Below are 26219 nucleotides of genomic sequence, written 5' to 3'. Positions count from 1 at the left end.
TTTATGTTTTTAACTAGATTTCGATTATTTACTTTTATTATAATTCTAACCTATTTTAGTTCAAATTTACATGCTCAGATAAAAAATCTTTCTAAAAAAGAAATCACTACCTTAATAAAAGACGCTAATAAAAATTTAAACAATGGAGAATTTGAAGCTTCTTTATTAAAATTAAGGGTAGCATTAGAACAAGCCAACAAAATAAAAGCCAACGACTTAATTGCCAATGTTTACCTAAATATTGCTGCAAATTTTGATGAATTATCAGATCCAAACAAAGCTTTATTTTACTACAATTTAGGACTACATCATGCCAAACAAACAAAAAATAATTGTTTAAAAAATCAATTTTACAACAATCTTGGTAACATATACTGTTTTGACAAAAAAGAGTACAACAAAGGAATTTACTACTACAAAAAATCATTATTACACAGTCAAAAAATTTTAGATCGAGAACAATTACTTATTACGAATCTAAATTTAGCTTGGGCTTTTTTTGACATCGGTAAATTTGAAGAAGGCCTAACTCACCTAAATTACATCAACAAATACCAATCAATTGACGGAGATGATTCGACTATTGTAGCTTTGCATATGCTAAATGGCATTTATAATAGCTACATAAATAACATAGAAAAAACAAAATATCACTTTGACAAAGCAATAGAACTCGGAAATAAGGGGACAGAAAAATCAGATTTATCATATTCTTATCAAGAGTATTCAAAATTTTTAAATAAAAATAATGAACCTCAAAAAGCTTACAACTGTCTTTTGAAGTATAACGAAATCACTACTCAATTAAACATCGAAGAAAAACTAAATAAAGCAAATATAATAGGGATTAATCTTGAACTTGACCAATATAAAAGAGAAATAGACAAAATTGAAACTGCATATAAATCAAAAGAAAATATCCTACTAGAACAACAATCCAAAAACAAAAAAATAGCAATTGTTATTATAGCTTTACTGTTAAGCCTAAGTATTTTCTTTTATTTTTTTGTACAAAATGTACGCTTGAAAGAAAAAAATAAACTCAAAGACATCCAAAGCAAAGTGCAAGAAAACATAATAAATGCTTCGATTGATGGGCAAGAATTAGAGCGAAAAAAAATTGCTGCGTTTTTGCATGATAATATAAGCTCATTACTTTCTTCAGCAGGCATGCATCTTCATGTTTTTTCGTCCAATCTAAATACTCAAACAGAAGAAGTCATAAAGACCAAAAAATTACTAGAAGAAGCGCACAAACAAATCCGAAATTTATCACATGAATTAATGCCTTCGCTACTAGTTCGATTTGGATTACTCTTTGCCTTAGAAGACTTATGTGAAAAAATTTCTAATTCAAAACTCAAAATAGATTTCAATTCAACAATTCATATTAAAAAAAGATACAATGAAGATTTTGAAATGAAACTTTATTTTATCATCACAGAATTAATTAATAATATCATTAAACATAGTAATGCCGAATATGCTATAATTAACATAGATGAGACAAAATCTCATTTAATCATAAATGTCGAAGACAATGGCAATGGTTTTACAAACAATCAATTTGAACTGTTAGAAGGCTTTGGAATCAATCAAATCCGAGCTCGAATAAATAATATGAAAGGAGAATTTAATATTAATTCGATACTCAATAAAGGAACTAGTATTAGTTTGAAAATTCCTTTTATCAATCCGCAACCTTAAGCTTTTTTATCAATCTCTATAATTTCCATATTTTTAATAGCATCACCCTCTATTTCAAAACGAAGCATGGTTCGCACTTGATGAAAACCACTTTTTCCAGCAGCTCCCGGATTCATGTGCAACAGATTATTCTTCTTATCAAAAATCACTTTTAGAATATGCGAATGCCCACAAATAAACAACTTTGGAGGATTTAATGACATTTCAGTCTTCAAAGCGGGATTGTATTTCCCAGGATAACCTCCAATGTGTGTAATCCAGACATCGACACCTTCACAAAAAAAACGATTGTGCAAAGGAAATTCCAAACGCGCTTGACTATCATCAATATTCCCGTACACAGCGCGCAAAGGCTTCAGCTTTTTTATAGTATCCGTTACTATTAAATCACCAATATCACCAGCATGCCAAACCTCATCAGCTTGATTAACATACTTTAAAATAGTGTCATCAATATGACTGTGCGTATCGGAAAGAAGGAGAATTTTTTTCATATTTCTAAGGAGCTAATCCTGCTATCCGCTTGTATCTTTTTATTTTTAAAGAAAAAATAAAAAGGATACCGCTTCTATCAGGGCTATGGCATTTGGACAAAAATAGACATTCTCTTTTAAATAAAAATATGTTTTCAATCCAAAAAACTTTGCTCCAAAGCCTATTCATGACAAAAAAATTAATAAGTATCTTTGCAACTTCAAATGATAAATCTGATTTCAATCAAAAAAATCTGAAATCTAAACTTTAAAATTCGACCTTGAGGTATTTTATAAAACTAGCATACAACGGAACGCATTATCACGGTTGGCAATACCAGCCCAATGCTGCATCTGTACAAGAAACAATGAACAAAGCTTTTTCGGTTATTCTCAACAACGAGATTAACCTTATGGGTGCAGGCCGAACAGATACTGGAGTTCACGCCAAAGAAATGTATGCGCATTTTGATTTGGAAACCCTATTTGATATTCCGAATACAATACACAAACTGAATTCTTTTTTACCGAAAGATATTGTTATCTACGCCATTTTACCAGTTGCTAATGAAGCGCACAGTCGTTTTGATGCTACCAAAAGAACGTATGAATACCATATAAATACTTTTAAGGATGCTTTTCTTCAAGAGAAAAGTTGGTACTTTCATCAAAAATTGGATTTGGATTTAATGAATGAAGCAGCGAAATCATTGCTGAATCATACCGATTTTCAATGTTTTTCCAAGGTCAATACGGATGTAAATACCTTTGATTGTAGTATATTTGAAGCCTATTGGAAACAAGAGGATGATAAATTAATTTTCACCATTTCGGCCAATCGTTTTTTAAGAAACATGGTACGATCCATAGTAGGAACCTTGATTAATATTGGCTTGTACAAAATTACATTGGATGATTTTGAAAAAATTATCGAAAGTAAAAACAGAGACAAAGCTGGGTTTTCGGTTCCGGCACATGGGTTATATTTAACCAAAATAGCATACGATTACATTACACCATAGCCCCGATAGAAGTGGTATCTTTTTTATTTTTTCTTTAAAAATAAAAAAATACAAGCGGATAGCGGGAATAGCTCCTAAAAAATAAATGAAAGCAAAAGCATTTGATACTCGATTATTCAAGAGAATATTAAAATACACCAAACCCTACCAATGGCGTTTTAATGGTGTGATTATTTTTGCCATTTCACTGTCGGTATTTGCGGCACTTCGCCCCTATTTGTTGAAACAGACGGTAGACAGTTACATTCAACCCAAAGATCAAAATGGTTTATTACTGTATATCACTTTGATGGGAATTATACTTTTATTGGAAGTTTTCTCTCAATTTTTCTTTGTGTATTGGGCGAATTGGCTGGGACAAGATATTGTAAAAGACATTCGAGTAAAACTGTTCAAACATATTTTGAGTTTCAGGATGAAATATTTTGATTTGGTTCCTGTGGGTCAACTTGTAACGCGTTCTGTATCAGATATTGAAGCGATTGCCCGTATTTTTAGTCAAGGATTATTTATGATTATCAGTGACTTGATGAAAATGCTAGTAGTTCTAATTTTTATGTTTTATATGAACTGGAAATTGACGTGGATTGTGATTGTTGCCATGCCAATTTTAGTTTTCATCACAAGAATCTTTCAAAAAAAGATGCAAGTTGCCTTTGAGGAAGTACGAACACAAATTGCCAATATGAATTCTTTTGTACAAGAAAGAGTGACGGGTATGAAAATAGTTCAGCTGTTTCATCGCGAAGATATTGAGGCCGAAAAATTCAGAGTCATCAACGACAAACACAACAGGGCGTGGATAAAAACGATTTTGTACAACTCAATTTTCTTTCCAATTGCCGATATTATTTCATCATTAACACTTGGATTTATCGTTTTGTATGGTGGATTTAATATCTTGCAAGGAGATACGACAACTACTTTTGGAGATTTATTTTCGTACACGATGTTTATTGGAATGTTATTCAATCCTTTGCGCCAAATTGCAGATAAATTCAACGAGATGCAATTGGGAATGATTGCCGCCAACCGTGTTTTTGACATATTGGATACGCAAGACCAAATTCAAGATACAGGAACTATTGAAGCTCCTTTATTTAATGGAGAAATCCGTTTTGAGAACGTTTATTTTGGCTATATTCCAAATGAAGAAGTCATCAAAGGAATCAATCTCGAAGTAAAAGCAAGTCAGACTATTGCTATCGTAGGTTCTACAGGAGCCGGAAAATCGACTATAATCAATCTACTGAATCGTTTTTATGAGATCAATAGCGGCTCAATATTTATAGACAATCAGAATATTGAGAATTACACTTTAAGTTCGCTGCGCAAGCAAATTGCGGTTGTTTTGCAGGATGTCTTTCTTTTTGCCGATACCATTTACAATAATATCACCCTCAATAATCCTGAAATCACTAGAGAACACGTTTTGGCTGCTGCCAAAAAAATAGGAGTCCACGATTTTATCATGAGCTTACCGGACAATTATGATTTTGATGTAAAGGAACGTGGCGTAATGCTATCCTCAGGACAACGCCAATTAATAGCTTTCCTGCGTGCGTATGTGAGTAATCCGAGCATTCTTATTCTGGACGAAGCAACATCTTCAATCGATACCTATTCGGAAGAATTAATTCAGCGCGCCACCGAAACTATTACCAAAGGAAGAACATCGATTGTTATTGCACATCGTTTGGCTACCATTGTCAATGCTGATAAAATTGTAGTTATGGACAAAGGACTCATTGTAGAACAAGGAACGCATCAGGAATTAATCAACCAAGAAAAAGGATATTACAAAAACTTGTATGATTCGCAGTTTTCGGTTGCCAATTAATTTAAATTAAGAAAATTACCTTATTATCTGCAATTATCTCATCAAAACTCCAAAGAAAAACCTAACAAACAATCAATTAACACATTAAATACTTTTATTTAAATATCTTTGAATATCTAAATTCAAATTCAAATGCCACAAATTAGAATTTACCCAAACGAAAAATTTAAAGAAATAGAAATTGAATATCCTTTGAAACTTCGACATGCTATTTCAAATAAAGGACGATTAATTAGCTTTTCAGAAAACATGGAAGATTGTCGTCTTTTAAAAGGATCTATAAGTGATGGTTATCCAACTTTTTCATACCAAATAAAAAGAGACGGCAAAAGGAGTAGCAAATGTTTATTTCTATATAAACTAGTAGCGCAATATTTTATTCCGAAACAATCTGAGGATCAAACGTATGTATTACATTTAGACTACAGTCGTAATAACGATGATGTCAATAATTTACGTTGGGCTACCAGAGCTGAAATGATTGAACACAGGAATAAGAGTCCAAAAATAATTCAGGCCAGAAAAGATCTAATCGAACACAACTTAAAAGCTGACGGAAGAAAATTAACGATTACCAAAGTCATGTTAATCAAAACGATTTTATCTCGACCAGAACAAAAAACACGCCTAAAAATGATTGCCAAACAATTTGGTGTAAGCGAAATGCAAATCAGACGTATTGCATCTGGTGAAAATTGGGGACATGTAAAGATTTAATTATACCGTTGGGTGAAATTAATTATTAGTTTTTAAACAATTAACGATCGATGTTATCTCCACAAGCAACCTATAGTTATTTTTTCTATATAAAAAATTCCTTCACTTGTTTATAATTTCACAAGTTTCCAATTATTATAATTTATAACCAAAAGTATATTCTACAATTATTGAAAACGAAATCTACTACTATTTCGAAAATAAAAAATCAAAGTCAGATCTATCAAAAAATAGAGAAAAACTTTGTCCTAACTAAATTTTTCAATAATCAAATAAATCCTTAAATTCGCACTCTCAATTTATTATTTTAAATAAACATTAAAATGAAACGTGGTATTCATGTTCCATTTTTATTAATTAATAACAAATACAAAATGAAATACGATATTATAGTTTTAGGAAGTGGCCCTGGAGGATATGTTACCGCAATTAGAGCCTCACAATTAGGATTTAAAGTTGCCGTAGTAGAAAAAGAAAACCTTGGTGGCGTATGTTTAAACTGGGGATGTATTCCAACTAAAGCATTATTAAAATCGGCTCAAGTTTTTGATTATTTAAAGCATGCTTCTGATTACGGATTGACTGTTTCATCATTTGACAAAGACTTCCCTGCAGTAGTGCAACGTAGTCGTGGAGTTGCCGAAGGAATGAGCAAAGGAGTTCAATTCTTGATGAAAAAAAATAAAATTGACGTTATTGATGGTTTTGGAAAGCTAAAAGCTGGTAAAAAACTAGACGTTACTGATAAAGACGGAAAAGTAACTGAATACAGTGCCGACCACATTATCATTGCTACTGGAGCTCGCTCTCGTGAATTACCAAACTTACCTCAAGATGGTATTAAAGTAATTGGTTACCGTCAAGCAATGACATTACCAACTCAACCAAAATCGATGATCATTGTAGGCTCTGGAGCTATTGGAGTAGAATTTGCACATTTTTATAACTCAATGGGAACGGATGTAACTATTGTAGAATTTATGCCAAACGTAGTTCCTGTAGAAGACGAAGACATTTCAAAACAATTTGAGCGTTCTTTGAAAAAAGCGGGTATCAAAATCATGACCAACTCATCTGTTGAACGTATTGATACTACTGGTACTGGAGTAAAAGCGTTTGTTAAAACAGCAAAAGGTGAAGAAGTTTTGGAAGCTGACATTTTATTATCAGCTGTAGGTATCAAAACCAACATCGAAAACATAGGATTAGAAGAAGTGGGTATTGCTACCGATAGAGACAAAATCTTGGTAAATGCATACAACCAAACAAACATTCCAGGATATTATGCTATTGGAGATGTTACACCAGGTCAAGCTTTGGCTCACGTAGCTTCGGCTGAAGGAATTAACTGTGTGGAAAAAATTGCAGGTTTACACGTTGATCCTATTGATTACGGAAATGTTCCTGGATGTACGTATGCCACTCCCGAAATTGCTTCTGTTGGATTAACAGAAAAACAAGCCAAAGAAAAAGGATATGAATTAAAAATTGGTAAATTCCCATTCTCTGCTTCAGGAAAAGCAAAAGCTGCTGGAACTCCAGATGGTTTTGTAAAAGTAATTTTTGATGCCAAATACGGCGAATGGTTAGGATGTCACATGATTGGTGCAGGTGTTACCGATATGATTGCTGAAGCAGTTGTTGCACGTAAATTGGAAACAACTGGACATGAAATCCTAAAATCAATTCACCCTCACCCAACTATGAGTGAAGCAGTTATGGAAGCCGTTGCTGATGCTTATGGAGAAGTGATTCACTTGTAAAATAGTAGTCCTTTTGATATTCACTACATTGGATTTCAAATATATACTACTACAAAACATATAAACAAAAAATACCCCGATAGAAAATATTTTAGATCGGGGTATTTTTACAAGTAAATCTCTATAATTTTTATAGAATTAATATATTTATAATTTTGAAAATAACATTTTCTATCATATATTTACTCAAATAAAATATACAAACATGGTACACAACAACATATTAGAAACTATTGGTAATACACCACACGTAAAAATCAATAAATTATTTGGTCCAAACGCAAATGTTTGGGTAAAACTAGAGAAAACAAATCCAGGCGCCAGTATCAAAGATAGAATCGCATTATCGATGATAGAAGATGCCGAGCAAAAAGGATTTTTACAAAAAGGGAGTACCATAATCGAGGCTACATCTGGAAACACAGGAATAGGTTTAGCAATGGTTGCTGCTGTAAAAGGGTACCGATTAATCTTGGTAATGCCAGAGTCTATGTCTATTGAAAGACGTCGTTTGATGAGTATTTACGGTGCTGAGTTTGTTCTTACACCTCGCGAAAAAGGAATGAAAGGAGCCATTGAAAAAGCACAAGAATTAACAGCCGAAATTCCACAAGCTTGGTCTCCTCTACAATTTGAAAACCCAGCAAATATCGACATCCACAAAACCACAACAGCTCAAGAAATCATTAAAGCCTTTCCAAATGGTTTAGATTATTTAATAACTGGTGTTGGTACTGGCGGACATATTACTGGTTGCGCCGAAATACTAAAACAAAAATTTCCAAACCTAAAAGTTTTTGCTGTAGAACCTGAAGCCTCTCCTGTCATCAGTGGTGGAGCCCCTTCACCTCACCCTATTCAAGGAATTGGCGCTGGTTTTATCCCAACCAATTTACATACTTCAATTCTTGACGGAACGATTCAAGTAAGCAAAGACGAGGCATTTGAATTTACACAAAGAGCAGCCAAAGAAGAGGGTATTCTTCTGGGAATTTCTTCTGGAGCTTCGCTAGCAGCGGTTGCCAAAAAACTAAAAGAGATTCCATCCGATTCCAAAATACTAACTTTTTGTTATGACACTGGAGAACGCTATTTGAGCATTGAAGGTTTATTTGAATAAAAAATTAAAACCCCAACAACAAACCGATTTGTGAAAGCAAGTCGGTTTTTTTTGTTTTACAAATTAAAAGCAAAATCGTTTTTTATTTCTTCCATTACAAAAGAACTTTGCACGTTAGAAATCCCTTTGATAACCGATAATTTATCGATGACAAACTTTTGGTATTCATTCATATCATTGACAGCTACTTTCAATAAAAAATCATAATTACCCGAAACGTGAAAACAGCCTGTAACTTCTGGCAATACAAGAATATGTTGTTTAAAATCATCTATCAATTCCCGGGAATGTATTGCTAAAGTCACTTGACAATACACACTGATAGATTTTCCAATTTTGGTAGCATCCAGCAAAGCCACATATTTCTGAATATATTTTTTTTGCTCCAACTTTTTAATTCTCTCAAACGTAGGCGAAACAGACAAGCCCACTTTCTCTGCAATTTCTTTGGTATTTTGTTTCGCATCTTGCTGCAAAAGCATCAAAATTTTTTTGTCTATGGCATCCATTTCAGAATAATTATATGGTTTAAAAAACTACAAATATCAAATACAATTCATAAAAACTGTTTTTATATACAAATCTAGAATTATATTTTGAAAACGACAACATATAAAGTTTTTTTAAATCATTAAAACTACATTTACGGTAAAATATAATACAATGCTACCTGTTTCAGAATCATTATCACCACAAGACAATCAACGATTATTCGAGCTAAATCAATACATAGAAAATGCCAGAGATAATTTCTTGGGTTATCCAGTATCCAAAGATTTTGACTATTCGGAAATCAATCATTTTTTTAAATATCCAATCAATAATCTCGGCGATCCTTTTGAGGATTGTACCTATAAAGTACAAACCCATGAATTGGAAAGAGAGGTGGTTGGCTTTTTTGCAAAATTATTTCGTGCCAATCCAAAAGACTATTGGGGCTATGTCACCAATGGCGGATCGGAGAGTAATTTATACGGATTGTATCTCGCTCGAGAATTGTACCCAAAAGCTATGGTTTATTACTCGGAGTCGACTCATTATAGTGTTCGCAAAAACATTCATTTACTCAATATTCCAAGTATTGTAATCCGTTCTCAAGAAAATGGGGAGATCGATTATGTCGATTTTGAAAACACCCTAAAAATGAATCGCCACAAACCCGCCATTGTACTTACTACTTTTGGTACAACTATGAAAGAAGCCAAAGATGATGTTTCAAAAATTAGAAACATTCTAAAAGGATTAGCCATACAAGACAGTTATATTCATTGTGACGCAGCCTTATCAGGCAGTTACGGCGCTTTTATGGAACCTCGTTTACCCTTTGATTTTAAGGATGGAGCAGATAGTATTTCGATAAGCGGACATAAATTTATAGGCTCACCGATTCCAACCGGCGTTATTATTACGAAGCGATCCAATAGAGACCGAATTTCAAAAGGAATATCCTACATTGGCTCTTTAGACACCACCATTACTGGGTCTAGAAACGGTCATTGTCCATTATTTTTATGGTATGCTATAAAGAAACTTGGAGTTGATGGTTTAAAAAACCGTTATGAACACAGCTTAGAAGTAGCCAAATATTGTGAACAAAGACTTAATAATATTGGAATTCCGGCTTGGCGAAATCCAAATGCCATTACGGTTGTTTTTCCAAAGACTACGGACGAAGTCAAAACAAAATGGCAATTGGCTACAGAAGGTGATATCTCACATATTATTTGCATGCCCAATGTAACAAAAAACCAAATTGACCTTTTTATAAACGATATTGAAAATTGTATTGAAAACCCGGAAGAAATAATGGAATTTAGTTTTTAGAATTCTAAATGATTCCAAAAAAATTTCATCCTACTTATTTATTTTTAATTCTAAAATCCAGTCACAAATTGAATTTATCTTAATCAATTTGTGGCTTTTTTATTAAATATTAATCCACAAATTGAAAATATATTAATAAGCTTGCAGCCAATGTCATGATAATCAAAGCAACAAATCCTAAAACATTAGCTATCCAACCATTCACAAATTCACCCATAATTTTTTTATTATTGGAAACATGTAAAATGATGGCAATTAAAACGGGAGCTGTCAGTCCGTATAAAATTGCTGTATAAATTAGTGCTTTGACTGGTGATATTCCAATATAATTAAGCGATAAACCCAGCAATAATGAGATCGCAATAATGATATAAAATCCTTTTGCTTCATGAAATTTTTTATCCAATCCTTCTTCCCACCCAAAAGTTTCAGTAAAAATATAAGACAATGAACCACTCAATACTGGAATTGCAATAAGCCCAGTTCCTATCACACCTATTGCAAAAAGCAAGTATGCCATATTACCTGCCAAAGGTTTCAAAGCTTGTGCAGCTTGTTCTACTGTATCAATTTGATGAACTCCTCCTTTGAACAAAACTGTACCAGTTGTTAGAATGATAAAATACATCACCAATCCAGAAAACGTCATTCCAAAATCGACATCCTGCTTCATTTCATGGATAATTTTTTTATTTACCATCAAATGTTTCCTCTTATGTTTCATTTCCTCAACTTCAACAGAAGCTTGCCAGAAAAATAGATAAGGAGAAATAGTTGTCCCTAAAATACCAACAAGAATAGCAATAAAATCCTTGTTCCATTTAATACTTGGAACAAAAGTAGCTTTCATAATAGCTACAAAATCTTGTTTGTATAAAAAAGGAACGATAAAATAAACCAACATTACAATACATAAATATTTAAGGACTGAGGCTATTTTTTGATAAGGCAAATAAATAATGAGTCCCAAAAGCAAAATTGTAAAAAATACACTAAAAAAAGAAGCATCAATAGCTGGAAAAAGCAAGTTACCAACCGCTCCCATTCCAGCAATATCAGCGCCAATATTCATAATGATAGCAGGAAAACTAAACAATAACATTAAATACAAAACGGGTCTTGGATAACTTTTCTTTAATGTCCCAGTTAAACCTTGACTGGTTACCAAACCAATTCGAGCGCACATTTGCTGAATAGCCGCCATCAACGGGAAAGCAACAATTGATGTCCATAAAGTGGCAAGACCGTAAGCTGCACCCGCCTGAGAGTATGTAGCAATTCCGGAAGGATCATCGTCGCTGGCACCCGTTACAAGTCCTGGCCCGATTAATCGCCAAAAATGAGAAATTCTATTTTTTAATCCTTTTCGATTATACATTATACGATTTTACAATTTCAAAAAACAATTTAACCAACTTATAGTCAGAACTATCATGCTAATTTACACATTTTAAACGATAGATCTTTGATTCCAATTTTATTTCAATTCAAACAAAATATAATGTATATTAGTTTATAATTTGAATAAATCCTTAAGCAAGAATAAATGAAAAAATTTAAATTTAAATATCTACTATCCCTTTTTATAATTATCATGGCAGGAAAAGCAAAAGCACAAGATTGGGCAAATCTAAACAAATACAAAAACGAAAACACTATACTTACAACTCCTGTATCTGGAGAAAATAGAATTGTCTTTTTTGGCGATTCCATTACTGAAGGCTGGGAAACAATTTCTCCAGAATTCTTTAGTAGTGCTCCATATATCAATCGAGGAATAAGTGGACAAACAACATCACAAATGCTATTGCGTTTTAGACCCGATGTTATTGAACTAAAACCCAAAATTGTTTTAATTTTGGCTGGAACCAATGATATCGCAGAAAATACTGGACCTATAACGCTCCAAACCATTCTAGGAAATATCATATCAATGTGCGAATTGGCGCATGCAAATAACATAAAAGTAATTCTTTGTTCTATTCTTCCTGCCTTTGATTACCCATGGAAAAAAGGAATGAATCCTGCTGCAAAAATTGAAGCATTAAATACAATGATAATACAATATGCCAAAGCGAACCATATTGACTATGTAGATTATTATTCGGCAATGGTCGATGACCAAAAAGGTTTAAAATCCATTTATAGTGAAGATGGAGTTCATCCCAATAAAGAAGGATACCTTATAATGGAGAATATCGTTCGAAAAAAATTGGCAAAACACAAATAATATGATATAATTTTCTAAAAAATAATGATTATGCTACTGCAATACAAACTTCCTTTATTCGATAGATGTTAGGTTAATTCTTTAAGCAATCATTGCTGTTTTTCCTGAAAAACACCTTACTTTTATCCCTTCAAAATAACAATTCAATTTCATAATCATGACCAAAGATCTGATTGTTCAAAATATTAGTGCCTCTAAAAGTCATTTTACTATCAATTATAGCATAAAGACCAAAACAGAAGCCTTTACCGAGAAACTGTTTTACACCTTATTCGATTCTAATGCACCACTAGATGAAAGCATTAACGAATTAGAAAAACAATTTAAAGAGATTGCGTCTATTGCTTGCAAAAAAGCACATGATTCTTGTGATTCTGCTTGGGATAAATTTTTAGAAAAACTCCCTTCCGTACTTGAAAACTTAAACAAAGATGCTTCTTACATCTTAGAAAATGACCCCGCATCGAATGGGATTGAAGAAATTTATCTTGCTTATCCAGGATTTTATGCCATAGCGATTTACAGATTAAGTCACGAACTATATTTGTTGGATTTGATGCTTTTTTCAAGATTAATGAGCGAATATGCACATCGTATTACAGGTACAGATATTCACGCTGGAGCAACAATTGCATCGCCTTTCTTTATTGATCATGCTACTGGAATCGTTATTGGTGAAACCGCTGTTATCGAAAAAAATGTAAAAATATACCAAGGTGTAACTTTGGGAGCATTAAGTGTGAGCAAAGACATGAAAAATTCCAAAAGGCATCCTACAGTCGAGAAAAACGTTTGTCTTTATGCCAATGCTACGATATTGGGTGGAACGACAATCATTGGCAAAAATAGTATTGTAGGTGGAAATTCATGGGTAACCAAGTCAATTCCTGCTGATTCAATCGTGTTGAATACCACTACAACCGAAGTTAAAATAAAAGAGAAGAAGTAAAATGAAGACCTTTAAATTAGTAGAATTAATCGGAAATACTCCACTAGTAGAAACAACCCGCTTAATTAAAAACAAAAATGTAAAACTCTTATTGAAACTCGAAGGAGATAATCCTGGCGGAAGTGTAAAAGACCGTGCCGCTTACAATATGATTGCCTCTGCTGTTGAAAGAGGCGATATCAAAAAAGGAGATAAATTAATTGAAGCTACGAGTGGAAATACCGGGATTGCTCTAGCTATGATAGCGCAATTATTCAACATAGAAATCGAATTGGTTTTACCTGAAGACTCCACTATTGAGCGTACACAAACCATGCAAGCTTATGGCGCAACGGTTATTCAAACTCCTGCTAGTTTGGGAATAATAGGTTCAAGAGATTATGCCGATAAAAAAGTAGCCGAAGGCGGTTATGTGATGTTGAATCAATTCGCCAATGATGACAATTGGAAAGCGCATTACAAAACCACGGGACCTGAAATATGGAATGACACTGATGGAACGGTAACTCATTTTGTATCGGCAATGGGAACAACGGGAACTATTATAGGAACCTCAACATACTTGAAAGAAAAGAATCCAAATATTCAAATCATAGGGGCACAACCGAGTGAGGGCTCACAAATTCCGGGTATTCGAAAATGGCCGCAAGAATATTTACCCAAAATTTTTGATGCCTCAAAAGTAGATATTACTCTTGATGTCAGCGAAAAAGAAGCACGCGAAATGACCAAAAAATTAGCCCAAGAAGAAGGTATATTTGCAGGCATGAGCAGCGGAGGATCGGTGGCAGTCGCCGTAAAAATCGCCAATCAATTGGAATCTGGAGTGGTAGTTGCCATTATCTGTGACCGCGGAGACCGTTATTTATCTTCGGATTTATTTGATTAAGAACAAGTTGCTATGTTCCTGAGAGACTAAGTTGCTAAGTTTTTTTTTGACTTATTAATCTCAAAAATTTAAAAATTACGGCTTTATTCTATGATTAACAGCATTAAATTTTAACCATATAAGCCATATAAGTTATTTTTTACTGTGCTTTAAGCGAGCACCCTAAAGAGAATATAAGTTAAAACCCTTGATCCGACTACGAGCTTTGACTTAAATGAACTTAATTTTATGCGCTTTCTTAAAAAAGAAAACTTATATGACTTATATGGTCGAAAAATAGTAAACAAATGCTGTTGTTTATAGAATTAAGCGGAAATTACCATCCAATATTTTAGAAAAAACCTCAGTGTCTTAGAAACTTAGTCTCTCAGAAACTTAAAAAAAGAAAAAATGAACTATCGTAAACTAGGAAAAACCAATTTCAATATTTCAGAAATAGCACTTGGAACATGGCAAGTGGGCGGAAAATGGGGTTCTCCCTTTAATGACAAAACCGCAGACGAATTGATCAATACCGCCATTGATAACGGAGTGAATTTTATTGACACCGCCGATGTTTACGAAAACGGAATGAGTGAAACTGCTGTAGGAAGAGTGGTTCGTTCCCGTTCTGAACGTATTTATGTAGCGACAAAATGTGGCAGACACATCAATCCACATATAAATGAAGGATATCAGCCCAAAGTTTTGCAAAAATTTGTAGAAGACAGTTTGAAAAGAATGGGATTGGAAACAATCGCTCTTATTCAGTTGCATTGTCCTCCCAACCAAGTATTCTACCGTCCAGAAATTTTTGAAATGTTTGACCGATTGAAAGATCAGGGAAAGATTTTGAATTTGGGTGTTAGTGTAGAAAAAGTGGAAGAAGCATTAAAAGCTATCGAATATTCTAATGTAACTACCGTTCAAATTATATTCAATCTCTTTCGTCAGCGTCCATCAGAATTATTTTTTAAGGAAGCTCAAAAAAAAGACATTGGAATTATTGCCAGAGTACCTTTGGCCAGCGGATTATTAACTGGTAAATTTGATGCTAATTCTACTTTCGACGCACAAGATCACCGAAACTTCAATCGTGATGGAGCTGCTTTTGACAAAGGAGAAACGTTCTCTGGTATTAATTATGAGTTGGGTTTAAAAGCCGTGGAAGAATTAAAAGCATTATTTCCTGAAGCTTCAAACTTGGCACCTATCGCACTGCAATGGATTCTGAGTTTTAATGAAATAAGTTGTATTATTCCAGGTGCATCCAAGCAAAGTCACGTTGTATCTAATCTTTCGTTGTATGATTTACCAAAACTAACTCCGGAAAAAATTGCTGCAATGAATGCCATTTACGAGCAATACATCAAACCGCAAGTACATCAGCTTTGGTAATTCATCAAAAGGAACTATGAGAGAATTCATCAAAAGAAATATAAATGGTAAGACTGTATTATTGCTTTTTATACTTTGTAATATCGTCTACGCCCTAATGCTTATCGTAACCATTCCTGAAATAATGCACTATTCTGGTGGAATGAAAATTCTCGATATGATGCCAACGGGTTATGATACGCAATATGTCAACACGCTTTTTAACACTTTGGGAACGGTCGGAAGAGATGTATATTTGTATCATCAACTTCCGTTAGATTTGATATATCCTTTGCTTTTTGGAATTAGTTCCTGTTTGGTACTCGCCTTTTTTCTAAACCAATTAGGAAAGCTAGACAGTTGGTTATTCTATTTTTGTTTGATTCCATTGTTTTCAGGATTTTTTGATTACTGCGAAAATTCCGGAATCATAAGCATGTTAAGAATATACCCAAATATTAGTGAATTTAAAGTTCAAATCACAAGTGTATTTACGGTTTTAAAGAGCATTTTAACTACACTATATTTTATTAGCCTCATCATTACTTTAATGGCATTAGCCAAAAACAAATTATTTATTAGAAAGGTTTAAAAACTAAAACCTTTATTCTAATTCTCTAAAAAAAATACAAATAAATGTTCAATAAAGCCAATTTCAAAGAGTGGTTCGATCGCTATAAATATTCAGAGTTAGCCGCTACCACCGCCGCTTTGATTGCTTCACAATTCAGTAGAATTTTTAGTGGATTGGTTACAGCCTATCTAATAACATTTGCCGAATATTTTGCTTTTTATGGCGTTATGATTTACAGGTCATATAGAAGGCATAAACTCCACAATGACAAAACGACTCTAAAGGGGATTTTGTACTTAATCCGAAATTTATTTCTCGAATTTGGTTATCCTGCGGCACTAGATTTCTTTTTTATCCGACCGTTTTGCATGTATTGGATGCCAATCCTGACAGGGAATTATTTCGTTGGAATTATTTTAGGTAAAATTACTGCTGATTCCTTTTTTTATACTTTATCCATTGTGAACTACGAATTGATTAAGAAGAAAGAATAACCTTTTAATAAATAGCTTTACTATAATACAACCATAAAGATTGTAAAAAAATTAAAGCGCAATGAACACAAAACTTTGCTTTCATTGCGCTTTTTTATCATAAAACATATTTTCCTTTTGCGTTCCTTGAGGTTAAACTCAAAGTTGCATTTTTTAAGCCAAAGTAGCTGTTGTCGTGATTTCGGCTGTGAAAAGTTTAGAAATCGGGCAATTTTTTTCTGCTTTAGTTACTAATTCTTGGAACGTTTCATTGGATATGCCACTTATTTTGGCATTTACCGTTAAATGAGAACCAATAATTGTTCCTTCTACCAAATTGATATCGCATTTCGTTTCTATGCTTTCAATTACAGCACTCGTTTCACCAATAAAAGCAGTAAGCTGCATGGTAAAACATCCCGCATGTGCAGCGGCAACAAGTTCTTCGGGATTGGTGCCTACTCCTTCCTCAAATCGGGATTTGAATGAATATTGCGTATTGTCTAAAGTTTTACTTTGTGTGGTTAATTTACCGGCTCCTTCTTTCAGTGAGCCATTCCAAACTGCGGTTGCATTTCTTTTCATATATCTATTTAATTTATAGTTTTTAGCTTACTCAAATTTAGTTGTAAATTGAAAAAAAAAGTTTCAAAACTTATTTATTTAACTAATATTTAATAATGATTTTGATCAAATAAAAAAGTCTTCCTGTTTTTTTTTGTATATTGTATGTAAGTTCTTTATGAAGCACATTACTAATACATTTATCTCAGCTGTTAAAACAAAATTCAAATGGCAAAAATTCAAATATCCCCCTCTAAAAAAGGAACGACCCTTGAAATTTTACAATATTTATTTATTGCTGTAGTTCTTATGTATTTTGGAAGATCACTATTTATTCCATTGAGTTTTGCACTGCTTATAAGTCTTATACTTTACCCAGTTTGCAAATGGATGGAACGGAAAGGAATTAACTTTAATCTAGCAATTGGAATTTCTTTAATTGCGGTAACCTTTTTGTTGGCATCCCTATTCTTTCTTTTATTCTCCCAAATTTTGGAATTTTCTAATGAATGGCAAAGTTTAGAAACAAAATTAGAGGGAACTCTAAACCAGCTGAGTATATTTCTAACCGATCAATTTGGTATAAACGAAGAAAAACAATTGAGTTATATTAAAAATGCACTTAACAACTCTGGTTCGCAAATATTTTCTTTACTTAAAGACACACTCTATTCTTTATCAGAATCATTATTTTATCTTTTAATTGTTCCTGTTTTTTCAGCATTGATATTGTTTTATCGTCAATTATTGGTTGAGGCATTGTACCATCTTTTCCCATTGGATAAAACAGAAATGATTCACGAAATCATTGTTGAAACGATTCATGAATACTACAAATTCATAAAAGGAATGCTTGTCGTTTACATAATAGTAGGAATTTTGAATAGTATCGGACTTGCTATTATTGGCGTTCCTTATCCCTTTCTTTTTGGGTTTACCGCTTCCATACTAACTTTCATTCCTTACGTTGGTATTATGGTTTCGTCGCTTTTGCCAATTACAGTAGCTTGGATTACTTTTAATTCTATTTGGTATCCATTGGGAGTGATTGCGGTCTTCACATTGGTACAAGTACTGGAAGCTTACATTATTTTTCCTTACGCCGTAGGAAGTCGCTTGAAGATTAACACACTCGCTGTATTAATTATGATTATTGCTGGTGGCATTCTTTGGGGAGCAGCCGGAATGATTCTTTTCATTCCTTTTATTAGTATTGTAAAATTAATAGCCGACCGAACAGAAGGTCTAAAATCATTATCGTTGTTACTTAGTGATGGGAAACAATTTCAATAGTAATTACAATGGCAATATTCAAATAAAAACCACTGCTCCCCTGCCCCGATTGCAGCGAAAATCGGGATTAGACTCTAATAATGAATTAATTACACTTTATTTCACTAACTTACGTTCTTATTGAAACTTATAGTATCATGAAAAAAGTAATTATAATATGCTGTCTATTGGCGTTTATTGGCTGTAAAACCAAAACCGTTAATGGAAAAAAAATGGGTAAAAGTATTGAGCCGACGGAAATGAATGCAGAGGAAGTAACTCAAAAAGCCAAAGCTTACGAATTGGGAAAAAGAATTTTGACAACCTGTAATAATGTAAAATTTAAGCCTTTTACACAAAGTGAAGCCACCGATAAAGTCATTGCCAAATCTACTCCTGAAAATATCAAAAAAATATGTGTGAAATACAACCTAAAGTATGGTCTTTTTAAAGATCTTGAATTTGTGGAAATGATTCCGAACAAGACTGATTATACAAATATCTTCCGATTTAAAGCCCTTTTTGAGTATGTGAAGGCCAATAAGGAACTTCGGGTGACAATGAACTCCGAAAATAAGGCTTCGGCCGTCACGACCAAAAACTGGAAGGATGAATATGAGTGAATTTTAAGTTTTCACCCGTGCAATGAGCAGAGAAAAGTTTTCAGTCCGAGTCGCAGTTTTCAGAGTTAAGACGAGTCAAAAAAAGTTTGCAGTACCGCTTGAAAATATGAAATATCAAAAACTCTGACAGAATACTGAGACTAGACACCAAATACTTCTCATGATTTTATTAAAAAAAATTAAAATTAAAATCCATAAATAAATTCAAAGCCTTATTTTTGCGCTATGGCAAAGAAAAATACAGACAAAGTTGTCTTTCATCAAATAAAAGTCCTTGATGCTGGTGCAAAAGGCGTTTCGGTGGCAAAAGCTCCCGATGGAAAAGTAGTTTTTATCCCAAATGTAGTTCCTGGGGATGTGGTTGATGTGCAAACTTTTAAGAAGCGTAAGGCTTATTATGAAGGCAAAGCAGTTCTTTTTCATGAATTATCAGAATATCGAGTTGAACCAATTTGTGAACACTTTGGTGTTTGTGGCGGTTGCAAATGGCAAAACATGAATTACAGCCAACAATTGGTTTTCAAACAAAATGAGGTAAAAAACCATTTGCAACGCATTGGAAAAATTGAACTCCCTGAATTTGAACCCATTTTAGGTTCTGAAAAGCAGTTTTTTTATAGAAATAAAATGGAATTTTCGTTTTCGAACAGCCGTTGGTTGACTGAAGCCGAAATTGGAAGCGAAGAAGATTTAGGTAATAGAAATGCACTTGGTTTTCACATTCCAAAAATGTGGGATAAAATATTAGACATTAACAAATGCCATTTACAGGAAGATCCATCCAATGCTATACGTAACGAAGTTCGCGCTTTTGCCAACGAGCATGGTTTGACTTTCTTTAACCCGAGAGCGCACGAAGGTTTACTAAGAACCTTGATGTTGAGAACGGCTTCGACAGGAGAAATCATGGTTTTGATTCAGTTTTTTGAAAACGACAAAGCCAACAGAGAGTTAATTCTAGATCATCTTTACGAGAAATTCCCTCAGATTACGTCCTTGCAATATGTGGTAAACAATAAAGCAAACGATACTTTGTATGACACCAATATCAAATTATACAAAGGAAGAGATTACATCTTGGAAGAAATGGAAGGACTAAAATTTAGCATTAATGCCAAATCTTTTTACCAAACCAACTCGGATCAAGCGTATGAATTGTACAAAATAACCAGAGATTTTACTGGACTTACCGGTAACGAAGTCGTTTATGATTTGTACACTGGAACAGGAACAATTGCCCAATTTGTATCTAAAAATGCCAAAAAAGTAATTGGTGTAGAAAGTGTTCCAGAAGCGATTGTTGATGCCAAAGCCAATGCAAAACGCAATGAAATTACCAATTGCGAGTTTTTTGTTGGAGATATGAAAGTGGTTTTCAACGAAGAATTTATTGCACAACATGGCAAACCCGATGTGATTATTACGGATCCACCAAGAGATGGAATGCACAAAGACGTAATCGAACAAATTCTAAAAATAGAACCTTCAAAAGTGGTTTATGTGAGTTGCAACTCGGCTACACAAGCTCGTGATTTGGCTTTAATGGACGAAAAATATAAAGTTACAAGAGTGCGTCCTGTGGATATGTTTCCGCAAACGCATCACGTAGAAAATGTTGTACTTTTAGAAAGACGATAAGCCGCCACTCCCTAACCCCCAGAAGGGGGAACAAGAAAAAATATGAAAAAAATAATTGCATTTTTACTGATTCTTGGTTTCGCCTCATCCAGTTGTGAACCGGATGATATTTGTGACCCAAATACTCCCACTACACCAAGAATGCTTATTCAGTTTTATGACATTTCAAATCCTTCCGTTAAAAAGAATGTAACCAATTTAAAAATTATTGGAGAAGGAAAAACGGAAGGTGTAGTTTTAAACACAAGCAGTACAACTGAAACAAAATATTTATCAAATGCAGATACTGTTTTGTTGCCATTAAACACTGAGACTGATGTTGTAAAATATAAGTTCATTTTAAACTTTGGCAATTCAAACCCTTTATTGGTTAATGAAGACAATTTGGAAATTAAATATACTCGTGAAAATATATATGTTTCCAGAGCTTGTGGTTTCAAAACCAATTTTAATCTAGATCCAATTTCACCTCTAATACATACCGACGCTTCTACAGCAGATGATAAATGGATGCAATACATATCCGTCGCAAAAAATAACATAGCAAATGAAAATGAAATTATCATTAAAATATTCTTTTAGTATTTGCTTTTTGTTGTCATTATTTTTTGCTCAAGCACAAGAAAAGACTACAACAAGCAAAGAGCAAGGAGTTACAATAACCGAATCTAAAAGTATAGTTACTTCTAAAAAGAAAGCTGATAAAAAACTTGAAGTAGTTGAAAAAGACAGCATCAAACCCAAAACGGATCGTTATGGATTGATCGTTGGTGTCGATATAAATAAAATCGCACGATCACTTTATGATACTGACTACAAAGGAATTGCCTTTACAGGAGATTATCGATTAACTAAAAACTATTATTTATATGGTGAACTTGGAAATGAAAACATCACTGTAGATGACCCACAATTAAATACTACTAGCAAGGGGTCATATATTAAAGTAGGATTTGATTATAATGCGTATACAAATTGGTTGGATATGGAAAATCGTATCACTTTGGGAATGCGTTATGGCTTTGGAACATTTAGTGAGACATTAAACAGTTATGAAATTTACAATCCTCATCCTTATTTCCAGCAATCTCCAAGCGTAACATCTGGAACTACCTTTGATGGTTTAACAGCAAGTTGGGCCGAAGTAGCTGCTGGAGTAAATGTAAAAGTTTTTAATAATATTTATGTAGGCTTTAGTCTGCAATTGAAAATGTTAATTACAAATTCCGAACCTACAAACTTTGAAAACCTATACATTCCAGGATTCAATAGAACGTATGATGGTAATTTTGGAGCTGGATTTACCTACAGTGTTTCTTATTTTATTCCTATCTATAAAAAGAAAGTTACTGCCACCAAAAAAGTAGCGCCAAAAAAATAAAAGTATAACAAAACCCAATAAAAAAGGAGAACAATTGAAATTTAAAACTCAATTGTTCTCCTTTTATTTTAGTTAAAAACTAAACTGCTATTTATCCGATTTCTTTAATCCCTTTAACAAACAACCAAGACATGAAAAGCTTTTCACCATCTTTGGTTTTTACAGCTTGAAATTTTGGCGCCAATATAGTACCTGCAATAAATGCGGTCATCGGAATCCAAAAACCAGTTAAATTGGTGTAATGCTCTACCAAATAACGAAACAAGACAAACAATATTGCAAAGCATCCTAAATTGTATAGAAACGCTCTTACCTGTAATTTTGACATTTTTTTAAATTTAAAATATAAATTCAAAATTAATTCAAAATCTAGATAATTCTCCATAAAAACAATTATTTATTTTACCTCATTGATAAGCTTTTTAAAATACAAACCAATCAATTACAATTTTAATAATTAACTTTACTTTTTTTCGTATTGATTTATGTATTAATTTTATCAAATACCAAAAAATAAAAACGCCAACTTTTTGACTACTAGCAAAATACACTTTACTAATGAATAAATTAATATTGAGAATTATATTTTTTATTGTAAAATACGTCAACTCAAATTTATTTCGATTCCAAATGCAAAACGTTAAACTATCAAGTTGAATGTTTTTTCAAAAAATAGAAACCTATTAATTAAAATAGAATAAAAATATTAATCCACCTTAAGCCATCCAATTATGGAAAATGAAGTTTACTTAATTGAAAAACGAGAGAATGAAATTTTTATAACTGTAACTGTTTCAACACACGGTATTGCAACTACAGAAATAAAATTATTCCAAGATGGAAGCATCATTAATAAAGGATTTTCAAACAATGGAGCCGGTTTAATCAGCAAAACAAGCTTAGGAATAGACAGTAAACTTAATGGTGCAACAGTAAAAATAGAAACAGATATTGTGTTGACAAAAGTGCCAAAATCGGCTTGGGAGAATTGCTTCAAAAACTTAGAGATTCATTATTATTTGGAAGGTGGCAAAGCCAATCAAAAACAGCCAATAGAATTACTTGTGTCCGAAAAAAAGAAAAGTAGTAGTGGAGAAACTATTGTTGCCATAAAAAGGATAGACTTGCTTTTGGGATAAATGATATTTCAATAAAATAAAATTCAACCAATCTATTTTCTGATGAAAAATAATATACTGGCTATACTAATACTCTTCTGTTCATTTCCATTATTTGCACAAGATATTGAAATTAAAGATCTAAAAACACTGAATGCGCCTGGATTTCAAATTCTTGACATTGCGCCCAATACTATTGATAAACCTTCAAACCCAAAAGCGTTTGCAGCAAGTCTTATGAGTTTAACAAGCAATGGAACAGCACTTCCAAAAAACGTTGCACTTGAAATTTCACCTTATTGGTATTTTAAAAATAAAAATGCAACCGTTTCTCAATATTTAAACATCCAAGAAAATAATAAATCAAATTCATTCTCCGGGTTATTCAACAAAATGAGTATCTCAATTGCATCGGTTTTGAATGATTCGACTTTAGGAAGTTTAGTGAAAAACACAAACTATATTGCTTTTGGCGTTAGAACAAATGTGTTTACTTTTCGAAATGAGAAACAAAATCAGAAATTAAGGACAGCATTAGCTAATTTTTCCAAAAGAGTAATTGAATTACGACCCAACCAAAAAGACACTGATTCCCTTGAGATTCTACTCAATGCAACATCATATAAAATCAGAAAACTTTACGATGAACTAATGACTGCAAATAACGATTCATTAAAGCGGGTCATCAATGAAAAATACATAAATACCATTTCTCAAAAAACACTGATTAAAAAGAAATTAGATGATTTAGAAAATCAAGCTCCTGATTTATTAGAAACCAACATAAAAAAAGACACGCTCAGTCAAAATTACCTTAAAGAACTAGATGATCTTCCTTTATTTCAATTAGATGCAGCCTTTGCTTATTCAGAAGCCTTTCCAGAAAATAAAACAGAAAACAAACGCTTCAACAGAAGTGGTATATGGATAAATGCAACACTAAATGCGTTCAGTTTTGACCATGAAGAGCTGAATGATAATCTTTCGCTCATGATGTGCTCCCGATTTATCAGTGACAATATACTAATAGAAAACACAGTGAATGAATTTGACAAACAAAATGCTTTTGATTTAGGCTTCAAGATAGAATATTCCATAAAAGAATTATCCCTTTCCTTTGAATATTTAAAAAGAGACTATTCGAATAACAGCAACTTGAATAGCGAAAGAAGAGTTGGAACATTACAATACAAAATCAGCGACAATTTATACCTCACAGGATCTTACGGAACCAATTTTGGCTTTGACAAATCGCTATTTACAGTTTTTGGTATAAACTACGGGCTTGGAAAATCTGATTTAAAGTCAAAATAAAAACAATCAGAATCTAGGTTTAAAAAAACTCAAATAAACTCGAAAAAAAAATCCAACAATTACACTTTTTAAGTTGCAATTATTGGAATCTATTTTAAACTAAGATTTTAAATACTATGACCTACTAACTTATATCCGAATTCTGATTTTGAAACTTCGTTCTCTTACTTCCTTCGTACATTTCGTATTTCACTAAACGGGCTTCAAGGCTTGCATTAAAAAGTTTTATTTTTCGAGAAGGTTTTAACCCTACATATTTCAGCGCTTCTAGGTTTGCTGTAATAAACCAAGCATTTGTACCCGGATAATTTTTTTTCAAGGTATCTCCAATACTTTTATAAAATTCTTCCATGTGAATATCCAAACGCTCATCATATGGCGGATTGAAAACGATATGCAATTTCCCTTCTGAAGTTTTCTCAGTATCAAAGAAGTTTTGCTCTTCTATCTTAATGTATTCATCAAGATTGGCATTCTTAATATTATCTCTTGCTTTTTGAACTGCAGATGGAGCTTTATCATACCCTTTTATAGTATAATGAAATTCGCGAACTCGCTTCAATAAACTATCTTGAATATTATCAAACAAATCGTTGTCCCAATCGTTCCATTTTTCGAAAGCAAACTCCTTACGATTTATATTCGCAGGAATATTACAGGCGATCATTGCTGCTTCGGCAAGAAAAGTTCCAGAACCACACATGGGATCCAAGAAATCCGTTTGGCCATCCCAACCCGAAAGCAATAAAATACCCGCTGCCAAAACCTCATTTATAGGAGCAATGTTCGTAGCCGTTCTATACCCACGTTGGTGCAATGAATTCCCAGAAGTATCCAAAGCTACCGAAACCTGATCTTTATCAATATGAATATTGATTCTCAAATCAGGAAAAGCCTTGTCAATACTTGGTCTTTGTCCCGTTCTTTCACGAAATTGATCTACAATAGCATCTTTACATTTTTGAGACACAAACTCCGAATGATTAAAATACTCCGAATGTACCGTTGCATCAATCACAAAAGTCTGATTTGCATTGATATATTTAGACCAATTTGTACCTCTTATTCCTTTATATAACGTTTGCTCGTCTCTTGCTTTAAAAAAATAAATCGGTTTCAATATCTTCAAAGCTGTACGCAAGGATAAATTTGCTTTGTACATAAATCCTTTATCCCCCTTAAAACTAACCATTCTCACTCCCTGCTCTACATCCTGTGCGCCCAGTAATGTCAACTCTTTTGCTAGTATTTCTTCAAAACCAAAAAAGGTTTTAGCAATCATCTTAAAATTCTCCATATCACCCTAACCCCCAAATGGGGGAATTGTTATCATTAATATTCAGCAAAAATACACTAAATTTGCGGGACTTAA

The 26219-nt window shown here is 33.1% G+C and carries 26 protein-coding genes; 20 read left to right on the top strand and 6 right to left on the bottom strand.

Translation table 11 applies throughout. From position 1 onward, the window contains the following. Positions 1-3: 3 nt before the first annotated feature. Positions 4-1707, top strand: a complete 1704-nt coding sequence (locus tag OZP06_RS13640; protein WP_281240146.1) for a tetratricopeptide repeat-containing sensor histidine kinase — start codon at positions 4-6, stop codon at positions 1705-1707. Here the strand turns inward: OZP06_RS13640 and OZP06_RS13635 are convergent. Beyond that, positions 1704-2201 carry a metallophosphoesterase family protein gene (locus OZP06_RS13635; RefSeq protein ID WP_281323836.1) on the bottom strand — a complete coding sequence of 166 codons (498 nt, stop codon included), beginning with the start codon at positions 2199-2201 and terminating at the stop codon, positions 1704-1706. The two genes, OZP06_RS13640 and OZP06_RS13635, sit on opposite strands and share 4 nt — an antisense overlap. Positions 2202-2461: 260 nt before the next feature. On the opposite strand from OZP06_RS13635, the gene truA reads away from it, so the two are divergent. The 5 genes from truA (at position 2462) to cysK (ending at position 8642) form a co-directional block, all read left to right on the top strand. After that, positions 2462-3202: a tRNA pseudouridine(38-40) synthase TruA gene (truA, locus tag OZP06_RS13630; RefSeq protein WP_281323835.1), complete on the top strand. Its 741-nt coding sequence runs from the start codon at positions 2462-2464 to the stop codon at positions 3200-3202. Between the two features lie 85 nt (positions 3203-3287). Beyond that, positions 3288-5042: an ABC transporter ATP-binding protein gene (locus OZP06_RS13625; RefSeq protein WP_281240149.1), complete on the top strand. Its 1755-nt coding sequence runs from the start codon at positions 3288-3290 to the stop codon at positions 5040-5042. 132 nt (positions 5043-5174) lie between these two features. Beyond that, complete coding sequence (locus OZP06_RS13620; RefSeq protein ID WP_269222343.1) at positions 5175-5759, top strand: hypothetical protein; 585 nt, start codon at positions 5175-5177, stop codon at positions 5757-5759. Positions 5760-6133: 374 nt separating this feature from the next. Beyond that, complete coding sequence (gene lpdA, locus OZP06_RS13615) at positions 6134-7522, top strand: dihydrolipoyl dehydrogenase (protein WP_281240371.1); 1389 nt, start codon at positions 6134-6136, stop codon at positions 7520-7522. A gap of 205 nt (positions 7523-7727) precedes the next feature. After that, positions 7728-8642, top strand: a complete 915-nt coding sequence (gene cysK, locus OZP06_RS13610; RefSeq protein WP_269222342.1) for a cysteine synthase A — start codon at positions 7728-7730, stop codon at positions 8640-8642. Between the two features lie 56 nt (positions 8643-8698). Here the strand turns inward: cysK and OZP06_RS13605 are convergent, their stop codons facing one another. Beyond that, entirely contained in the window at positions 8699-9151 is a 453-nt protein-coding gene (locus OZP06_RS13605) for an Lrp/AsnC family transcriptional regulator (protein WP_281323834.1), read from the bottom strand. 154 nt (positions 9152-9305) lie between these two features. Between OZP06_RS13605 and OZP06_RS13600 the strand changes: the two genes are divergently transcribed. Continuing rightward, complete coding sequence (locus OZP06_RS13600) at positions 9306-10466, top strand: histidine decarboxylase (protein ID WP_281240152.1); 1161 nt, start codon at positions 9306-9308, stop codon at positions 10464-10466. Between the two features lie 109 nt (positions 10467-10575). On the opposite strand, the gene OZP06_RS13595 is transcribed toward OZP06_RS13600, so the two are convergent. Next, positions 10576-11844 (bottom strand): divalent metal cation transporter, encoded by a 1269-nt coding sequence (locus OZP06_RS13595; protein WP_269222340.1) that lies wholly within the window; start codon positions 11842-11844, stop codon positions 10576-10578. Between the two features lie 168 nt (positions 11845-12012). On the opposite strand from OZP06_RS13595, the gene OZP06_RS13590 reads away from it, so the two are divergent. From OZP06_RS13590 to OZP06_RS13565, 6 genes are all read left to right on the top strand, one after another. Next, positions 12013-12696 carry an SGNH/GDSL hydrolase family protein gene (locus OZP06_RS13590; RefSeq protein WP_269222339.1) on the top strand — a complete coding sequence of 228 codons (684 nt, stop codon included), beginning with the start codon at positions 12013-12015 and terminating at the stop codon, positions 12694-12696. A gap of 157 nt (positions 12697-12853) precedes the next feature. Next, positions 12854-13645, top strand: coding sequence for a serine O-acetyltransferase EpsC (epsC, locus tag OZP06_RS13585; protein ID WP_269222338.1), 792 nt, complete (start codon positions 12854-12856; stop codon positions 13643-13645). Position 13646: 1 nt separating this feature from the next. Beyond that, the gene (cysM, locus tag OZP06_RS13580) at positions 13647-14534 is read left to right on the top strand and encodes a cysteine synthase CysM (protein WP_281323833.1); all 888 of its coding nucleotides are present in this window, start codon (positions 13647-13649) and stop codon (positions 14532-14534) included. Between the two features lie 390 nt (positions 14535-14924). Further along, on the top strand, positions 14925-15911 hold the full coding sequence (locus OZP06_RS13575) for an aldo/keto reductase (RefSeq protein ID WP_269222337.1): 987 nt from the start codon (positions 14925-14927) through the stop codon (positions 15909-15911). Further along, the gene (locus tag OZP06_RS13570) at positions 15862-16482 is read left to right on the top strand and encodes a hypothetical protein (RefSeq protein WP_269222336.1); all 621 of its coding nucleotides are present in this window, start codon (positions 15862-15864) and stop codon (positions 16480-16482) included. Before OZP06_RS13575 ends, OZP06_RS13570 begins: the two co-directional genes overlap by 50 nt. Positions 16483-16526: 44 nt before the next feature. Then, entirely contained in the window at positions 16527-16958 is a 432-nt protein-coding gene (locus OZP06_RS13565; protein WP_269222335.1) for a hypothetical protein, read from the top strand. 153 nt (positions 16959-17111) lie between these two features. Here OZP06_RS13565 and OZP06_RS13560 read toward each other — a convergent pair whose 3' ends face one another. Then, positions 17112-17522, bottom strand: a complete 411-nt coding sequence (locus tag OZP06_RS13560) for an OsmC family peroxiredoxin (protein WP_269222334.1) — start codon at positions 17520-17522, stop codon at positions 17112-17114. Between the two features lie 207 nt (positions 17523-17729). Between OZP06_RS13560 and OZP06_RS13555 the strand changes: the two genes are divergently transcribed. From OZP06_RS13555 to OZP06_RS13535, 5 genes are all read left to right on the top strand, one after another. After that, positions 17730-18794, top strand: coding sequence for an AI-2E family transporter (locus OZP06_RS13555; protein ID WP_269222333.1), 1065 nt, complete (start codon positions 17730-17732; stop codon positions 18792-18794). Between the two features lie 137 nt (positions 18795-18931). After that, a complete protein-coding gene (locus tag OZP06_RS13550) occupies positions 18932-19396 on the top strand; it encodes a hypothetical protein (RefSeq protein WP_281323832.1) in 465 nt (154 codons plus the stop codon). A 225-nt stretch (positions 19397-19621) separates the two neighbouring features. After that, complete coding sequence (gene rlmD, locus OZP06_RS13545) at positions 19622-21034, top strand: 23S rRNA (uracil(1939)-C(5))-methyltransferase RlmD (RefSeq protein WP_269222331.1); 1413 nt, start codon at positions 19622-19624, stop codon at positions 21032-21034. A gap of 42 nt (positions 21035-21076) precedes the next feature. Beyond that, positions 21077-21616 (top strand): DUF6452 family protein, encoded by a 540-nt coding sequence (locus tag OZP06_RS13540; RefSeq protein WP_269222330.1) that lies wholly within the window; start codon positions 21077-21079, stop codon positions 21614-21616. After that, positions 21588-22415 (top strand): DUF6048 family protein, encoded by an 828-nt coding sequence (locus OZP06_RS13535; protein ID WP_269222329.1) that lies wholly within the window; start codon positions 21588-21590, stop codon positions 22413-22415. Before OZP06_RS13540 ends, OZP06_RS13535 begins: the two co-directional genes overlap by 29 nt. A gap of 91 nt (positions 22416-22506) precedes the next feature. Here OZP06_RS13535 and OZP06_RS13530 read toward each other — a convergent pair whose 3' ends face one another. After that, on the bottom strand, positions 22507-22743 hold the full coding sequence (locus OZP06_RS13530; protein ID WP_269222328.1) for a hypothetical protein: 237 nt from the start codon (positions 22741-22743) through the stop codon (positions 22507-22509). A 403-nt stretch (positions 22744-23146) separates the two neighbouring features. On the opposite strand from OZP06_RS13530, the gene OZP06_RS13525 reads away from it, so the two are divergent. Further along, entirely contained in the window at positions 23147-23554 is a 408-nt protein-coding gene (locus OZP06_RS13525) for a hypothetical protein (protein WP_269222327.1), read from the top strand. Positions 23555-23596: 42 nt separating this feature from the next. Next, positions 23597-24847, top strand: a complete 1251-nt coding sequence (locus OZP06_RS13520) for a hypothetical protein (protein ID WP_269222326.1) — start codon at positions 23597-23599, stop codon at positions 24845-24847. A 124-nt stretch (positions 24848-24971) separates the two neighbouring features. Here OZP06_RS13520 and OZP06_RS13515 read toward each other — a convergent pair whose 3' ends face one another. Further along, positions 24972-26144 carry a THUMP domain-containing protein gene (locus tag OZP06_RS13515; RefSeq protein ID WP_281323831.1) on the bottom strand — a complete coding sequence of 391 codons (1173 nt, stop codon included), beginning with the start codon at positions 26142-26144 and terminating at the stop codon, positions 24972-24974. Between the last annotated feature and the right edge of the window lie 75 nt (positions 26145-26219).

The sequence above is a fragment of the Flavobacterium sp. IMCC34518 genome (assembly GCF_027111095.2).
GTDB classification, from domain to species: domain Bacteria; phylum Bacteroidota; class Bacteroidia; order Flavobacteriales; family Flavobacteriaceae; genus Flavobacterium; species Flavobacterium praedii.
The sequence above is the reverse complement of the archived record's forward strand: the minus strand, read 5'-3'. Positions and strand labels throughout refer to the sequence as shown.

What these genes read in the sequence shown, in the direction of transcription:
- rlmD (WP_269222331.1), top strand. Translation starts at nt 19,622, where the DNA reads ATGGCAAAGAAAAATACAGACAAAGTTGTCTTTCATCAAATAAAAGTC.
- OZP06_RS13625 (WP_281240149.1), top strand. Translation starts at nt 3,288, where the DNA reads ATGAAAGCAAAAGCATTTGATACTCGATTATTCAAGAGAATATTAAAA.
- OZP06_RS13550 (WP_281323832.1), top strand. Translation starts at nt 18,932, where the DNA reads ATGAAAAAAGTAATTATAATATGCTGTCTATTGGCGTTTATTGGCTGT.
- OZP06_RS13570 (WP_269222336.1), top strand. Translation starts at nt 15,862, where the DNA reads ATGCCATTTACGAGCAATACATCAAACCGCAAGTACATCAGCTTTGGT.
- epsC (WP_269222338.1), top strand. Translation starts at nt 12,854, where the DNA reads ATGACCAAAGATCTGATTGTTCAAAATATTAGTGCCTCTAAAAGTCAT.
- OZP06_RS13590 (WP_269222339.1), top strand. Translation starts at nt 12,013, where the DNA reads ATGAAAAAATTTAAATTTAAATATCTACTATCCCTTTTTATAATTATC.
- OZP06_RS13515 (WP_281323831.1), bottom strand. Translation starts at nt 26,144, where the DNA reads ATGGAGAATTTTAAGATGATTGCTAAAACCTTTTTTGGTTTTGAAGAA.
- OZP06_RS13605 (WP_281323834.1), bottom strand. Translation starts at nt 9,151, where the DNA reads ATGGATGCCATAGACAAAAAAATTTTGATGCTTTTGCAGCAAGATGCG.
- OZP06_RS13520 (WP_269222326.1), top strand. Translation starts at nt 23,597, where the DNA reads ATGAAAAATAATATACTGGCTATACTAATACTCTTCTGTTCATTTCCA.
- OZP06_RS13525 (WP_269222327.1), top strand. Translation starts at nt 23,147, where the DNA reads ATGGAAAATGAAGTTTACTTAATTGAAAAACGAGAGAATGAAATTTTT.
- OZP06_RS13600 (WP_281240152.1), top strand. Translation starts at nt 9,306, where the DNA reads ATGCTACCTGTTTCAGAATCATTATCACCACAAGACAATCAACGATTA.
- OZP06_RS13635 (WP_281323836.1), bottom strand. Translation starts at nt 2,201, where the DNA reads ATGAAAAAAATTCTCCTTCTTTCCGATACGCACAGTCATATTGATGAC.
- OZP06_RS13555 (WP_269222333.1), top strand. Translation starts at nt 17,730, where the DNA reads ATGGCAAAAATTCAAATATCCCCCTCTAAAAAAGGAACGACCCTTGAA.
- OZP06_RS13540 (WP_269222330.1), top strand. Translation starts at nt 21,077, where the DNA reads ATGAAAAAAATAATTGCATTTTTACTGATTCTTGGTTTCGCCTCATCC.
- OZP06_RS13620 (WP_269222343.1), top strand. Translation starts at nt 5,175, where the DNA reads ATGCCACAAATTAGAATTTACCCAAACGAAAAATTTAAAGAAATAGAA.
- OZP06_RS13535 (WP_269222329.1), top strand. Translation starts at nt 21,588, where the DNA reads ATGAAATTATCATTAAAATATTCTTTTAGTATTTGCTTTTTGTTGTCA.
- OZP06_RS13530 (WP_269222328.1), bottom strand. Translation starts at nt 22,743, where the DNA reads ATGTCAAAATTACAGGTAAGAGCGTTTCTATACAATTTAGGATGCTTT.
- OZP06_RS13595 (WP_269222340.1), bottom strand. Translation starts at nt 11,844, where the DNA reads ATGTATAATCGAAAAGGATTAAAAAATAGAATTTCTCATTTTTGGCGA.
- OZP06_RS13575 (WP_269222337.1), top strand. Translation starts at nt 14,925, where the DNA reads ATGAACTATCGTAAACTAGGAAAAACCAATTTCAATATTTCAGAAATA.
- OZP06_RS13560 (WP_269222334.1), bottom strand. Translation starts at nt 17,522, where the DNA reads ATGAAAAGAAATGCAACCGCAGTTTGGAATGGCTCACTGAAAGAAGGA.
- cysK (WP_269222342.1), top strand. Translation starts at nt 7,728, where the DNA reads ATGGTACACAACAACATATTAGAAACTATTGGTAATACACCACACGTA.
- lpdA (WP_281240371.1), top strand. Translation starts at nt 6,134, where the DNA reads ATGAAATACGATATTATAGTTTTAGGAAGTGGCCCTGGAGGATATGTT.
- cysM (WP_281323833.1), top strand. Translation starts at nt 13,647, where the DNA reads ATGAAGACCTTTAAATTAGTAGAATTAATCGGAAATACTCCACTAGTA.
- OZP06_RS13640 (WP_281240146.1), top strand. Translation starts at nt 4, where the DNA reads ATGTTTTTAACTAGATTTCGATTATTTACTTTTATTATAATTCTAACC.
- OZP06_RS13565 (WP_269222335.1), top strand. Translation starts at nt 16,527, where the DNA reads ATGTTCAATAAAGCCAATTTCAAAGAGTGGTTCGATCGCTATAAATAT.